Raw genomic sequence first — 14,931 nt, 5'->3', positions numbered from 1 at the left:
TAAGCAATTTCAGGTGTATTTACCTCGAAACTGAGTTACCTTAACGTAACTCAGTTAATAACAGCAACGAAAAGCTTAAGCAGGATGCATGCGAACAATGACCGAACAAGATGTAATTGACCAAGAACTTACAGAGCAACAAATGTTAGATTTCATTAGCGATATGTTTATGAATCAGATGCCATTTAACGATCTCCTCGGCATGCGCATTACGAACTACACGACTGATAGCATTGAATTACGTATCAATATGGATGATAAATTAATTGGTAACCCAATTCGAAAAATACTGCATGGAGGTGTAACTGCAAGTCTGCTTGATGTTGCTGGCGGTATGTTAGTAGCGGCGGCCGCAATTCCACAGATGAAAGTGAAAAACTCCGAGAGCTTTCACAAAAATCTAAAGTCACTAGGCACGATTGATTTACGCGTCGATTATTTACGTCCTGGTTGGGGTGATGAATTTACCGCAACCGCACATGTTATTCGTTCAGGTAATAAAGTCGCGGTCACTCGCATGGAATTACATAATCAAGAAGGGGTGCATATTGCCTTTGGTACAGGCACCTATCTGGTCGGCTAAACGAGCATTAAAGATTATTAATATCACTGTCCCTGTTTACACATCATTGTTATGCTAGCCAATCAATTTTTTTCTATCCAAATAACTGGCCTAAGCAATGACAACCAACAATGATACTAAGCACGGGGTGATATTCGCCATTCTTGCTTATGTAATGTGGGGGCTCGCTCCTCTTTATTTTAAACAATTACATGAAGTACCAGCCTATGAAATCTTAGCCCATCGAGCACTGTGGTCTTGCATTTTTGTTGCTGTATTAGTCAGCCTATTTAAATTTTGGCCGATGGTTAAGTCCGTGCTATCAACGCCTAAGAATATCTTCTTACTGCTTTGTACTTCATTACTCATCAGTATCAATTGGCTAACTTATATTTGGGCCGTAAATAATGGCCATCTACTCGATGCGAGCTTAGGCTACTTCATTAACCCTATTATTAACGTATTACTTGGCATGGTATTTCTGTCTGAAAAACTGCGTAAATTACAATGGGTCGCCATTTTACTGGCTATCGTTGGTATCTTAATTCAAGTTATCTCGTTAGGTTATTTACCTTGGGTTGCCTTGGTATTAAGTTGTAGTTTTGGGTTTTATGGTTTGATGCGTAAGAAGTTAAAACTCAATCCACTTGTTGGATTATTTATTGAAACGATGATTATGCTACCAGTCGCTGCCATCTATTTATTCTTGATTGCAGACTCTGCGACAGCTGACTTAGCCTCAAATAGCATGAGCTTAAACCTATTATTAATCAGTGCTGCCTTTGTCACGACCATACCATTATTGTGTTTTAATCATGCAGCGGTACGCCTGCCACTATCAACGCTTGGCTTCTTCCAATATATTGGTCCAACATTACTCTTTATTATGGGTGTGACGCTCTTTGATGAAGCGATAAATACTGAAACATTAATGACATTTGCGTTTATTTGGGCGGGATTAGTATTGTTCAGTGTGGATGGTATTAAACATAACCGTTATCAGCGTGCACTCTTAAAAACGTCATCGTAATAACACAGAGTAATGACATTACGTAATATCATAATAAGCATCCTAAAATATATCAACTAAGCAGGATGCTTATTACTTTCTCTACTCACTCAGCTTATAATCTTCAAGCTTTAGAAAAGTAACGGGTATATCAAGTCTGCCTGGAACAAGATTTCCAAACTTATCATAACCGCCATCTAAGAATGAAATATTCGCTTCCGACACGGCAAAAAATGTCGTGATTAGCGATGAAGAATGACTCGTAGTAATACATGAGTTAGAGTCTGTTTCACCCACAAATGTATTTGTTATTTTCAGCTCAATTAATAGCTCACAGTTATTACTAATACTAAGTTGAGATTGCGTTAAGCTCATCAATACCTTCGGTGTATAATAAGCACCAGCAAAGTCAGAAGCACGTGGAATTGAATAACTGTATAGACGGATAAGACCGTTTGGTGTCGCCACTAATTGCAAAATACGTTGGCGAAATGGTTTGTTCGGCGAGCCAACAATACGGCTCTCCATATATAACCATTCACCATCAAAACGATCTTGCCAAATAGGAAAAATGCGTAGATCGATGTTAACGTCTCGTCCTTGAATAACATCATTCGTCGATCTATGTACGCCTGATAGCCACTGCGTTAATAACTGCGTATTGTCTGATTTGAATATAGCAGAATAAGCAAATGAGCTAAATAAGCACATCAGCGCGATGATAAACCGTGATATCAAAATAACTCCCTGTAACCACATGAGTAGCGCTAACATCCAAGTTAGCGTTGAGTATGCAGTGATACTATCCTAAAAAATCGCGCAACTATACTATAAAAAGTTAAGCCTTACTATAGAGCCTGTAATCTAGCGTAAGAAACGACAAGCCATTTACTGCCAAGTTGATCAAACTCAATTTGAATACGACATTGTGGACCACTACCTTCATAGTTCATCACGATGCCTTCACCAAATTTTGCATGCAATACACGCTGACCTAATTGATAGCCCGTCGACTCAAATGACATTTTTTCAGCACCCGCACTAAAACGACCAAATTGTGTTGGTTGGCGGATTTGTGTTTTTAAACGGATCTCTTCAATGTATTTTTCAGGTACTTCGCGAATGAAACGTGATGGACGATGATTCATTTCTTTACCGTATAAACGGCGTGATTCAGCATAACTGATATACAGTTTCTTCATTGCGCGCGTAATACCGACATAACAAAGGCGGCGCTCTTCTTCCATGCGTCCAGCTTCTTCAGTCGATTGCTGACTTGGGAACATGCCCTCTTCCACACCGACCATAAAGACGACTGGGAATTCCAGACCTTTTGCCGAGTGTAGCGTCATCAACTGTACCGCATCTTCAAACTCATCCGCTTGGCCTTCAGCTGATTCCAATACAGCAAATGCTAAGAAGGCTGATAGCTCAGTCATCTCTTCACTGTCATCTGGAATTTTAAAACCACGTGCAGCAGAAACCAGTTCCTCTAAGTTTTCAATACGTGATTGGGCTTTTTCGCCTTTCTCAAGTTGATACATAGATTTCAGACCAGAGTATAAAACCACATGATCGATTTGTTCATGCAAGGCTAACTCAGCAACATCATTATCTAGCTCTGTGATGAGTTCAACGAACTTACGGATTGAACTCGCAGCACGTCCAGCAATCAAATTATTATCCAATAAATAGATCGCGGCTTGCCACAATGTCGAACCTTGTTCACGACTCGCATCACGCAATAATGATAAAGCACGCTCACCAATACCACGAGTGGGTTTATTCACAATACGTTCAAATGCGGCATCATCGTCACGGTTGTTCTTCAGACGCATATACGCCATTGCATCTTTAACCTCAAGACGATCGAAGAAACGTAAACCACCATAAATACGATACGCGAGTTGTTCTTGTAATAACGCATCCTCGAGTACACGCGATTGAGCATTACTACGGTATAAGATCGCACAGTCACTCAGAGAGCCACCTTGATCTTGCCATTCTTTAATACGGCCTATTACAAAACGCGCTTCATCCACTTCATTGAATGACGCATATAATGAAATCGGCTCACCTTCGCTATCTTCAGTCCAGAGTTCTTTACCCATACGCTCACTGTTATTCACAATAAGGGCATTGGCAGCATTCAAAATATTACTGCTCGAACGGTAGTTTTGTTCTAGTTTAATCGTTTTAGCGCCATTAAAATCCGTCAAGAAGCGTTGAATATTTGCCACTTGCGCACCACGCCAGCCGTAAATAGACTGATCATCATCACCAACGATCATCAAGTTTCCGCGATCACCCGTGAGCATACGTAACCACGCATATTGGATGTTATTGGTATCTTGGAATTCGTCCACAAGGATATTAGAAAAACGATCTTGGTAATGCGATAAAATATGCGGTTTGTTCAACCACAGTTCATGAGATCGTAATAGCAGCTCACCAAAATCAACAAGACCAGCACGATCACAAGACTCTTGGTAAGCTTGATAGATCTTGATCCAGTTACGTTCAATCGGGTCATATGCTTGCAAATGTTCAGGGCGTAGACCTTCATCTTTTTTACCGCCGATGTACCACATTGCTTGTTTTGCTGGCCATTGCTTCTCATCAAGATTCATGGCTTTGATCAAACGCTTTAATAAACGTAATTGATCATCACTGTCGATAATTTGGAACTCAGCAGGTAAGCCCGCATCCAAATGGTGTGCGCGTAATAGACGGTGAGCGATGCCGTGGAAAGTACCTATCCACATGCCTTGTTGGCGCCCTTCTAATAGCTTATCAACACGCCCACGCATTTCTGCAGCCGCTTTATTGGTAAAGGTAACAGCCAATAATGAATAAGGTGAACATTGTTCAACTTGCATTAACCATGCTAAGCGATGTACCAATACTCTGGTTTTACCACTACCAGCACCCGCTAAAACCAGCATACTCGATGGTGGAGCCGCGACAGCGTCACGCTGTTTATCGTTGAGGCCGTCCAGTAAGAGAGATACATCCATAATTTAGTCACCTTAGACTGTATATTTAATCAGTAGAATAGAGGGATTATAACAGGCTTGTTAATTCATCCAAGTGAGTTATTTCAATATCAGGTAAATGAGTTGCCTTGTTACTCGTCATGAGTGACTTTTGCTGGTCATTAAACCACGCAGCCATGAATCCATTCGTCACAGCACCCGCGACATCCGATTTAAGATGATCTCCCACATGGAGAATATTTTGTGGTGATACATCCAACTGCTTCGCGGCCAGTGAAAACAGATCCGGGTAAGGTTTCATTCTCAAACCATTACCGGGTTTTATCACTGCACTAAAATACGGTGTTAACCCTATTTTATCGGTATCGACATTACCATTTGTGACTGCAATCAAAGGGATCTTGTCTGCTAACCTTGATAGTACTGCGAACGTATTTTCAGGTACGATAAAATCACTACGTACCGCAAGTACCTGCGTAAAAATACGATGAGCAACAGACTTAGCATCTTGTTCACTGTAGCCGTGACGTAAGAACAGTGCCGTTAAACAAGCAACACGGATAGCACTCACATCATGGATCAAACTGGGTTGTTGATGAATGACATGACGCTTCAACTGCAACCAGCCACTCTCATCTAAATGTGTAATATGTGGATATTGACTGCGCAAATGCATATGCATCCATGCTTCGGCTCGACGAACCACAGGATAGTTATCATATAAGGTATCGTCGAGATCGAAACTCATGGCTTTAATTGACTTTAATCGTCGATAGAATTTCATCAGTCTTCTCTTTTCTTTTTTGCACGAGGATGAGCAGCATCATACACTTTCGCTAAATGTTGAAAGTCTAAGCTGGTGTAGATCTGAGTTGTACTGATATTAGCATGCCCTAATAATTCCTGAACGGCACGTAAGTCGCCACTCGATTCAAGCATATGAGTGGCAAATGAATGGCGTAATTTATGTGGGTGAACATGGCTCGTTAATGTTTGTTGTTGTCCCCACTTAGCCATACGACTTTGTACACTTCGATGTGAAATTCGACGTCTAAGTTGACTGACAAATAACGCAGGTTGCGCACTATCAGCATATTCATCACGTACAGCTAACCACTCTTTTAAGGCAGCAATCGCAACGCTACCAATAGGCAATTGGCGTTGCTTATCACCTTTACCAATCACGCGCATGGTTTTTTCACGTAACTTAACGTCTTTTAAGTCGAGATTCACTAATTCATCTAATCGTAATCCCGCAGAGTACATTAGCTCCATCATCGCTTTATCACGTAATACGAGAAACGGATCGTCAGCCTCTTCACTATTACTTACCGCCAATAGTTGATGTATTTCATCAACATCTAAGTTCTTCGGTAACGGTTTACTTTGGCGTGGTGCAGAAACCCCTTTTGCAGGATTTGCAGTTAAGTCACCTTGTAATACTAAGTAATCACAGAAGCTACGTAGCGCGGAAAGTTTCGTCGCAAGACTGCGTGGCGACAAACCTTGTTTATGGTTTAACGTGGCGAGTTTTCGCACTTGGGCAGCATCAAGCAAGCGCCATTCGGTTATGGGGAACGTGAGCATTTGCTCGGCAAATAACGTCAAATGACGGCGATAATTACGAGCAGTATGCAGACTTAGTTGTCGTTCACTGGTGATATAACGTAAAAATAGGTCAATAGGTTTCAGTAATTTAGCAGGTAATTCTTCACTACCTGCAGCAGTATTATTTTTTGATAGCGTTGTCACGTGAAGGCATCAGTTGCGGTAACAGGGTAGAGATAATGCGACAAAGCTGACCTAACAGCAAGTTATCCATGCCAGCTTGGTAATGTTCCGCGTTTGCACTGCCAATAGCGAGTAAACCGTATTCACCTCGCTCACCCAACGCCATTAGCGCAACAGAGTTAACGAGAGCATCCTGTCCAAACAATAACGCTTTATCAACACCAGACACGGGACCAAAATAATGATCACCGCCAGCGAACTGTTTTTGACGAATTCGGACCAGTTGTCCCGCAGATATTGCCAGCGGTGCATATTGAGATTTAAGGTGAAAATATGCTTCGTTTAAATGTAATTTAACTGCGGCGAGAGGTAATTGAGATTGAATTTGAGTCACTAAAATACGTTGCATTTGCATGACTGACGTACAATTAAAGAGTGCCGTATAAATATCTGCATAAATACGAAATAGCTTATCGTTATCAGCAGCAATCGCGACTAATTGCTTTAATTGTAGTTCTAATTCAGCGATACGCTGGCGTTGGCGCTCTAGACGTAAAGTAACTAAAGACACACTGCCTTGAGAGCCGTGAGAAATAGGTAAAGAATCAACCAAGCTATTATTACGGACAAAAAAATCCGGATCCGCCTGTAAAAAAGCAATGACATCTTGCTCTGAAATAGCAGGCGTTTCCACATTTTGGCTCAATGGTTCGATGCCCGTCATATATTAATTTGGCCATCGTAAACATGTGTCGCAGGGCCAGTCATAAATACAGGTTTACCTGGACCTTGCCATGATATTTGCAATTTACCACCCGGTAATTCTATGCACACATCTTGGCCTAGTTTACCTTGTAATTGACCAACAACAGCGGCAGCACAAGCGCCTGTACCACATGCTTGCGTTTCACCAACACCACGTTCATAAACACGTAACTTAGCGTGGTCGGGCGATAATACTTGCATGAAACCAGCGTTAACACGATTAGGAAATCGTTCATGATGCGCAATCGCATGACCAAGATCTTCTAATGGCGCAGTCTCAATATCATCCACTAATGTCACACAATGAGGATTACCCATCGATACAGCGCCACAGAAAACAGTACTGTCTAATGCACGTAAAATATAGGTTTTTTCTTGCTTCGTTGCACGAAACGGAATTTTATCCGGCGCCAATTCTGGCACGCCCATATTTACCGTTATCTGACCATCATATTCAACTTGTAAGGTGATCTTGCCAGAACTGGTACTTACCGCAATTTTGTTCTTATTCGTTAGCCCTTTATGGCGAACGAAACTGGCAAAACAGCGAGCGCCATTACCACACTGTTCAACTTCACTTCCGTCCGAATTAAAGATACGGTAATGAAAATCAAGGTCAGGGTCATAAGGAGCTTCAACGACTAATAGTTGATCAAAACCAATACCGGTATTTCTATCCGCCAAACGACGAATATTGTCATTATTAAAAAATACATTTTGAGTAACACAATCTACGACCATGAAATCATTACCCAGACCGTGCATCTTTGAGAACTGTATAAACATATGAACCTGTAACCCCCCTATTTCATTCAGTAGGTAAAATATTATTCTGCAGGTAAAATTGCTTCATCTTTCCATATTTCTGCAAGCTCTTCTCGGCGACGAATTAAATGCGCCACATCACCATCAACCATCACTTCTGCAGGTCGACTACGAGAATTATAATTAGAACTCATGGTTGAACCATAAGCACCCGCAGAGCGTACAACAATATAATCATTCATCGCGATCGCTAAATCACGATTTTTACCTAAGAAATCACCAGTCTCACAAATTGGACCAACAACGTCATAGTTTAAGCACTCGCGCTCTAATGATTTATTCACCGGCGCGATAGCTTGCCACGCGCTATATAGTGCAGGGCGAATAAGGTCATTCATTGCAGCATCAACGATAGCAAAGTTTTTATGCTCAGTAAGTTTAATATACTCAACTTTACTCACTAAAATACCGGCATTCGCCATAATCGCACGACCAGGCTCAAAAATAAGCGCCAATTTACGACCCGCTAATTTATCTTTTAATGCCTGTGCATATTCGGCGGGTTGTGGTGGTGTTTCACCATCATAAGGAACGCCTAAACCACCACCAACATCAAGATGTGCAAGCACAATACCTTGCGATGATAATTTATCAATTAGTAGTAATAGCTTATCAACAGCATCTAAGAAAGGTGATAATTCTGTCAATTGTGAACCAATATGACAATCAACACCTTTTAATTTAATACCCGGCATTTTACTCGCGGTTTGATAAACACCTTCCGCTAAATCAATATCAATACCGAATTTATTTTCTTTTAGACCCGTAGAAATATAAGGGTGCGTACCCGCGTCAATATTTGGGTTAACACGAATAGAAACAGGGGCCTGTTCGCCACGACTCGTCGCAATGTCATTAATGCGTTCAAGTTCTGATATAGACTCAACATTAAAACAATGGATATGATGATCAAGCGCGAGATTAATTTCTTCAACCGTTTTACCAACGCCAGAAAATACAACTTTACTTGGATCACCACCGGCAGCAATAACACGCAATAACTCACCACCTGAAACGATATCAAAACCAGAGCCTAAGCGTGCCATGACATTTAGAACAGCGATATTTGAATTAGCTTTTACGGCATAACAAACCAGATGTGGATGCTCACCAGCGGCGTCATTAAATGCATGCCAATGACGTTCAATTGTCGCTCGACTATATACATACGTTGGTGTGCCAAATTTCTCTGCTACTTCGGCAACCGCACATTGTTCCGCAAATAACTGGCCATCATCCTGATAATTAAAGTAATCCAATGCTCTATTCCTTTTCTTTTAATTCGTAAACTAACTCATTCACTGCACATCATGTGTCAATGTTATGTTTATTTCTCGTCACTACTTGGCATCTTGCTCGCCACACCATTATCTGCGCTTTCGGTTGTTTGTGTTGGCGCTGGGGTTTGCTGTACTTCTTTAGCATCAGGTCCCGTTCCAGGTGCATATAAAGGCCCTGAAATACCACAACCACTGAGTAAACCAGCGCTAAGCACAAATGCTAATGTAATAAATGTTGTTTTTCTTACTTGGCTCATAACCGACTCAATGATAAATTAATTCTATCCCTTATAATCGCACTGACAAAATTAAAAGCAATAGGATTAATAAAAAATGACTGATTCAGAATTCCATCAACAGGTTGATGAACTATTAATAAGCTTTGAAGAGCTCATTGACGACAGTGATGTTGAGCTTGATTATGAAAACAGTAACAGTATCCTGACTTTATACTGCCGTGATGGCTCACAAATCATTTTGAACAAACAAGCACCATTACATCAGCTATGGGTAGCAACAAAGGCCAATGGCCATCATTTTGAATTTATAAATGATGTGTGGATTGATAACCGAACTCAACAATCTCTATCAGCAGTACTGACAGAAGCGGTTAAAAATCAAGGAAATGAAGTAGTTAACTTCTAAAGTAGAATTAATTTTAGGCAAAAGAAAAGGGCTGCACTAGAAACTAGTGCAGCCCTTTTACGTTGTCATAATAGCTCATATCCTTGAACTGATTGTGCTCCCTGCACTTAGACATTTTACCTAATCCATTAGGTGATTTACTTTTCCCCAATCCTTTGAGTTGTTCCTTTGGCAATCCTAGCCTAACAAGTCATCCTAACCTGTTTCTCATCTCCATCCTGGAGGTGTCCTTTATTCACTCTTAATCCGTGAGTGCTATCCTTGTAATCCACCACATCCTTGCAGTTTCATGTAGAGAGCCAAGTCATCATCCTGATGAACTTCCTGCGTCTCTGGAAACAAATATAACAAACCTAAAAACAATAAATAGCGAGAAAAAACAAATATAATTAGAGTTTAAACACTAACCCTTTAGCACAAATTACTACAAATACCGTGAGAATAGGCTTTAACAATTAAATGAATAGAAATACATTCATTTATCATCTAGGATCACACCTTAATATAAGTACTTTATCTACAATCAAGAATAGTCGATCTCTTACACGCTAAAAATAGCGATAAAATAAATAATAGTAATCGTGTACATAAGCATGAGTGCAACAGTAATAAATATGTGATCGTGATCATATCACCTGATTAATCACCACTGATTATTAATCCAAAGGGTTCTAATAGTTGTTCCTGCTGCCAAGTACAAATCGTTACGCCATTTAAATTAACCCGCCTTGGATCGAGACCTGTTAAATCAACATAACTTAAATTACAGTGCTGCAAATTAAACTGCGACCACATATCGGCAGAAAACTCACCTCGAGTCAGATCTGAACCTTGTAATGACGCACCCAGTAAATTACAGCCAGTCCAACGATTCTCATATAAATCGCACTTCTCAATACGCTGATCGGAAAAGTTCGCATAACTCAAATTACATTCCGTTATATAAGCAGAACAAAAAAACGTTTTTTGCGTAATATAATTAGCAAAACTTGCACGACTAAAATCAGCACCTTTTAAATTACAGCTGCGAAATTCAATACCAAAGCATTCCGCACCAATAAAGCTAGTCATGCTTAAATCACAATTTTTAAAACTCGCACCTTTTAAATCAGCGTAATCAAATCGACATCCAGTAATATTACCGCGCTCAATAAACTGACAATCAATAAATTCTACATCGCTTAATTGGGCATGATTAAAATCACAACGATAAAAATAGCAGCGTGTAAATTTCATCGACTCTAAGTCTAAATCAGAAAAATCTTCTTCAATGAATGTATTATCAGTCGTCTTCATAATCTTGTTCTCCTGCTCGAATTAGCATCAGATTACTACCAATACGCTCATCAAACCTAGCACTATTTCAGTCTATTTATTAAATAAAAAGAGGTCGTTATAACGCGCGTTTAAAGGGGTCTAAAGTTGTAAATGAGTAGATAAAATAAAGATAATTCAATGGCAGCAAGATATGAGTGAAGAGAGAGCAGACGTAAGATACGGCGCTTTTATTGACGGTGGTAATAAATGAACGACAACAGGTTCGGGTAGTATAATAAATGAGCGATACAAGCACTGTATTTAAAGAATAAAAGTGACGGGTGGATAAACTGCAGATAAAAGAAAAGGACGGCATAAATGCCGTCCTTAAGTAGTCATGTAGCCCTATCCTTGAACTAATTTTGCTCCCTGCAAATTGACTAACCTAATTTCCTTTAGGTTTAACTCCCAATCCATCGGGTTTTTTTTATTACCATCCTGGTACAATAAATCATTCCGATTTATTTCCTCTCCATCCTAGAGGTGTCCTTTAACCCAAATCCTTTGAGTGTCCATCGCATCTTCATCCTGAAGACTTTTCCTTGCGACCACATCCTGTGGTAAATCCTATTCGATAATCCATCATCAAGTTAGTAATCCTTACCAACTACTTCGTGCGTCCTTTCGAATACACACTATAAAGTAATCCCATTTCGCCGCAATACAGAAATCTTACTTTTTCCAATTTAATAACGAGATCTAGATCACGCGAAAATATAATCCATATAAAATCAATAACTTAAAAACAGCGACAACGTGTATCACATAGACGAAAACGAATACACCCACAATGATAGAACAGCATATTCCCACATAGCTAATAGTCGATCTCTTACGCGCTAAAAATGAAATTAAAAAATAATAGTAGCAATTTAGATAAAATCGACTAAGAAATGTGGATTATTAAAAAATAAGGTAGGTTATTTAGCGGATACGTAAGGAATTACTTCTAATTCTTTACTTTCTGAATACACGATGTCGTAAAATTGCGGTAAATTAAAGTTTGCAAACGCACCTTCACTTCGCGATTCTTCTTGGGAGTTAGTATAAAAACGGTGTACACCTTTAATCAGCTCATCTTTATTACCACTAAGATGTTGATAAGTTTCCACACGGTTAGCTTCATCGACTATATAGACATTGAAACCATTTTTATAATTTTCAAAAAAGAATTGTACTAACCCTTCTGATGAATGTGACTCTACAGCTAACGGCGTACCTTCAGCCGTCGTCGTTTTATCAATTCGTAGCGGCATTTGTTCCAGCTTACGCTCTGAAATATGATGATACAGATCGAGTGATGTTTCGAGTTTACGGATAGATACACCGCGACGCTCAAAATAAATGCCAAAACGGTCATCACTAATAGTAAGAACTTTAACAACCTGATCTTTATCGCGCTGTAATCGAGTACTAATACAATCTCGAACTAAACGCTCGAAACTATGACGGATCAAGCCACGGAAATGTAAGCTATAGCAAAATACCTTTATAGAATCGGGTTCTGTGGCATCTTGATGCATCTTGCCCATGATCGTCGTTAACGCATCAACAATACGCTCTTCGCCTGAAAAATGCAGTGTTCTCACTTCATTCCAAGAGTTACGATAAATCAGATCAATACTACCAACTAAGCAAGCTTTACAATCACCAAACGAGAATACATCACTGGTATTAGTATCAAATTCAATAATTCGACCTCCCCAGTGGTTAGTCGGATCATATTCTAAATTCAGAAAAATAGATAAATCGCGGATCTCACAAGGTCGACTAAGCGCCTGGTTTGATGCAGGCTTCGCTCGAAGTGGGAATTTATTCTTTAGATCTTTACAGAACGAATCCAACACATCGATATTCATATCTGAATCTTGATTAAATATATCGACTTGCGTCTTATTAACCATCAATCCATTAAAATAGCTCCAAGCGACTAACTTGCTCAAATAACCATTATGTTCCAATGGCTTACGACCAACTATTTCAATCGGTTCTAAAGACGAATTATATAAATACCAGCCAGAGTTATTAAAACGACCATCTGGTACTTGTACAAAACTTAATTGTTGTTCAGATAAATCGGGAGAAATTTGTGGATTAATCGATGTGACTTTACCTGGTAATGACTCAAATGCCGCATATAGCTTACGTGACAAAATACCGATATCAGCGGGATTAATTGATTCACTGATATTATTCCGACGAGCAAAACCGATCAGATTTCGATAGCCTTTCATCATTGCATCAAGTAGTTCTGGATGTGCTTCTTGTACTTGCTCGATCTTCCAGTTATCACGGTTATCTAAATGAGCAATGCGATCTGGATGCCAACCCCACTCACTGATAATCTCAGCCACTGACGTGCGATGCCATTCTGGACGAGCCAGTTTTTCATTAGCACCATTACCACTGAACATTTTTAAATAAAAACAACGGCGCAATAAATCAACACGCGCATTATCACCCATCTTTTCGAGATAACCCGTTACCTTAACTAGAATCTGATAGTAGGTATCGTGCGATAACTCCAATTGTTGTGAAGACCCCAATTGAAAGTTTTCTTTCATGATTTGTGACAACAAACGGTTATGCGGGTACTCAGCTGAGTAAGCTTCCATTAATAAGGTTTTCAATACAGCCTTATAAGGTGAATCAATCCCTTTATAGAGCTGCCACAATGCCGAGCCAAAATATTCTTCAGCTGGAATACAAGGAAAACCACCTAAATCAACCCATTCTTTACGGTCAATAATGCCGCCAGCAACCAATTCATCAACATAATCATCATAATTATTATCAAATTCAACCGGTAAAATATGCCATAAGCTTGGTTTACCTGCGATCCGCAAGGCACTGCGATAAAATTCATCGAGCAATAAGAAATGTTGAGCACTACCACAACTTTCTTTCGTCATTACCGCATTATTAACTTTTCTAAACTTATCTTCAGCAATAAGGAAAAAATTAACTTCAACATTATAGGTTTCTGCCCATGCCGTTATTAGTGTGCACTTTTGCTCTAATAACGCAGCATCCGTTTCACTCATTGCCGGATCATGACAAACCCAAATATCTAAATCACTACGCCAGTTTTGACCAATCGAGCCCGTACTTCCCATTGCGTATAAACTGTATATAGGCGAACAAGTCGTGCATTTTTCATCATCTAATGACACGTTTAGTGAGGTCAAATAATCTTGTTGTTGCTCGTCCGGTGTAAATAAACAGATGCCATATGGCACTGCACTATCTAGATAAACAGGTAGGTTTGGATGATTACAGTGCAGTAAAAGAGGTAAAATAGCTGTCACTTCGCGCCCATGATCATCCATTAAGGATAAGGCACGATCAAGTCTAAGCTGATTGAACCGCTTAGCTTTATGTTTCAGTTCAACAATCTTATCCTGCAAAATAAAACCTTAAATGGGAGAAACCATGCTTAAATTTTATTGATTTTTTACAATAAAAGTTGGCCGATATGGCAGGCATAGAAGTGTGATGATGCTAACAGTTTTCTAGATAATGGTAAACTTATAGCGCCGAAATAGTCACATTATTAATATTGATAAACAGGGTCTGTCACTAAAATCGAGTAGCCATTCATAAATTTGTTCTCTACTATTAGTTATTCTGAAGAAAATAAATCAATTGCGAACACTTTATAGACAATAAGTAGCAAAAAAGATCGCAACCAAACAATTTAAATAAAATAATTGAATTAGGGGTTGCATAAACATTAGGTTCTGGATAATATCTGCCACCTCGATTAGGGGCGCTGCTTCAAAACAACGTTTCCAACATTAA

At 39.6% G+C, this 14,931-nt stretch carries 13 protein-coding genes; 3 read left to right on the top strand and 10 right to left on the bottom strand.

What is annotated here, in order from left to right; genetic code table 11:
* Positions 1-88: 88 nt before the first annotated feature.
* Positions 89-583: a thioesterase family protein gene (locus HWV00_RS00460; protein WP_255554857.1), complete on the top strand. Its 495-nt coding sequence runs from the start codon at positions 89-91 to the stop codon at positions 581-583.
* A 97-nt stretch (positions 584-680) separates the two neighbouring features.
* Positions 681-1,592: an EamA family transporter RarD gene (gene rarD, locus HWV00_RS00455; RefSeq protein WP_211684223.1), complete on the top strand. Its 912-nt coding sequence runs from the start codon at positions 681-683 to the stop codon at positions 1,590-1,592.
* Positions 1,593-1,673: 81 nt separating this feature from the next.
* Here the strand turns inward: rarD and HWV00_RS00450 are convergent, their stop codons facing one another.
* From HWV00_RS00450 to HWV00_RS00415, 8 genes are all read right to left on the bottom strand, one after another.
* Positions 1,674-2,309, bottom strand: a complete 636-nt coding sequence (locus HWV00_RS00450; protein ID WP_255554856.1) for a chromophore lyase CpcT/CpeT — start codon at positions 2,307-2,309, stop codon at positions 1,674-1,676.
* A 110-nt stretch (positions 2,310-2,419) separates the two neighbouring features.
* Positions 2,420-4,588 carry a DNA helicase II gene (uvrD, locus tag HWV00_RS00445; protein ID WP_211684221.1) on the bottom strand — a complete coding sequence of 723 codons (2,169 nt, stop codon included), beginning with the start codon at positions 4,586-4,588 and terminating at the stop codon, positions 2,420-2,422.
* A 46-nt stretch (positions 4,589-4,634) separates the two neighbouring features.
* Positions 4,635-5,351, bottom strand: coding sequence for a 5-amino-6-(5-phospho-D-ribitylamino)uracil phosphatase YigB (gene yigB / locus HWV00_RS00440; RefSeq protein ID WP_211684220.1), 717 nt, complete (start codon positions 5,349-5,351; stop codon positions 4,635-4,637).
* On the bottom strand, positions 5,351-6,319 hold the full coding sequence (xerC, locus tag HWV00_RS00435; protein WP_304610845.1) for a tyrosine recombinase XerC: 969 nt from the start codon (positions 6,317-6,319) through the stop codon (positions 5,351-5,353). The genes yigB and xerC overlap by 1 nt, the downstream gene beginning before the upstream one ends.
* Complete coding sequence (locus HWV00_RS00430; protein ID WP_211684219.1) at positions 6,297-7,022, bottom strand: DUF484 family protein; 726 nt, start codon at positions 7,020-7,022, stop codon at positions 6,297-6,299. Before HWV00_RS00430 ends, xerC begins: the two co-directional genes overlap by 23 nt.
* Positions 7,019-7,849 (bottom strand): diaminopimelate epimerase, encoded by an 831-nt coding sequence (gene dapF, locus HWV00_RS00425; protein ID WP_211684218.1) that lies wholly within the window; start codon positions 7,847-7,849, stop codon positions 7,019-7,021. Before dapF ends, HWV00_RS00430 begins: the two co-directional genes overlap by 4 nt.
* A 41-nt stretch (positions 7,850-7,890) precedes the next feature.
* Positions 7,891-9,147, bottom strand: a complete 1,257-nt coding sequence (gene lysA / locus HWV00_RS00420) for a diaminopimelate decarboxylase (RefSeq protein WP_211684217.1) — start codon at positions 9,145-9,147, stop codon at positions 7,891-7,893.
* Positions 9,148-9,215: 68 nt separating this feature from the next.
* Positions 9,216-9,425: a lipoprotein gene (locus tag HWV00_RS00415; RefSeq protein WP_211684216.1), complete on the bottom strand. Its 210-nt coding sequence runs from the start codon at positions 9,423-9,425 to the stop codon at positions 9,216-9,218.
* Between the two features lie 76 nt (positions 9,426-9,501).
* Here HWV00_RS00415 and cyaY point away from each other — a divergent pair, with 76 nt between their 5' ends.
* Positions 9,502-9,813, top strand: coding sequence for an iron donor protein CyaY (cyaY, locus tag HWV00_RS00410; protein ID WP_211684215.1), 312 nt, complete (start codon positions 9,502-9,504; stop codon positions 9,811-9,813).
* Positions 9,814-10,452: 639 nt separating this feature from the next.
* On the opposite strand, the gene HWV00_RS00405 is transcribed toward cyaY, so the two are convergent.
* Both HWV00_RS00405 and HWV00_RS00400 read right to left on the bottom strand, forming a co-directional pair.
* The gene (locus HWV00_RS00405; protein ID WP_211684214.1) at positions 10,453-11,109 is read right to left on the bottom strand and encodes a Qnr family pentapeptide repeat protein; all 657 of its coding nucleotides are present in this window, start codon (positions 11,107-11,109) and stop codon (positions 10,453-10,455) included.
* Between the two features lie 941 nt (positions 11,110-12,050).
* The gene (locus HWV00_RS00400) at positions 12,051-14,537 is read right to left on the bottom strand and encodes a class I adenylate cyclase (protein WP_211684213.1); all 2,487 of its coding nucleotides are present in this window, start codon (positions 14,535-14,537) and stop codon (positions 12,051-12,053) included.
* Positions 14,538-14,931: the final 394 nt, after the last annotated feature.

It is taken from the genome of Moritella sp. 24 (genome assembly GCF_018219155.1).
Lineage (GTDB): Bacteria > Pseudomonadota > Gammaproteobacteria > Enterobacterales > Moritellaceae > Moritella.
The sequence above is the reverse complement of the archived record's forward strand: the minus strand, read 5'-3'. Positions and strand labels throughout refer to the sequence as shown.

Coding starts and splice junctions, on each gene's coding strand:
- HWV00_RS00460 (WP_255554857.1), top strand. CDS start 89: ATGCGAACAATGACCGAACAAGATGTAATTGACCAAGAACTTACAGAG.
- rarD (WP_211684223.1), top strand. CDS start 681: ATGACAACCAACAATGATACTAAGCACGGGGTGATATTCGCCATTCTT.
- uvrD (WP_211684221.1), bottom strand. CDS start 4,588: ATGGATGTATCTCTCTTACTGGACGGCCTCAACGATAAACAGCGTGAC.
- yigB (WP_211684220.1), bottom strand. CDS start 5,351: ATGAAATTCTATCGACGATTAAAGTCAATTAAAGCCATGAGTTTCGAT.
- HWV00_RS00430 (WP_211684219.1), bottom strand. CDS start 7,022: ATGACGGGCATCGAACCATTGAGCCAAAATGTGGAAACGCCTGCTATT.
- dapF (WP_211684218.1), bottom strand. CDS start 7,849: ATGTTTATACAGTTCTCAAAGATGCACGGTCTGGGTAATGATTTCATG.
- HWV00_RS00415 (WP_211684216.1), bottom strand. CDS start 9,425: ATGAGCCAAGTAAGAAAAACAACATTTATTACATTAGCATTTGTGCTT.
- cyaY (WP_211684215.1), top strand. CDS start 9,502: ATGACTGATTCAGAATTCCATCAACAGGTTGATGAACTATTAATAAGC.
- HWV00_RS00405 (WP_211684214.1), bottom strand. CDS start 11,109: ATGAAGACGACTGATAATACATTCATTGAAGAAGATTTTTCTGATTTA.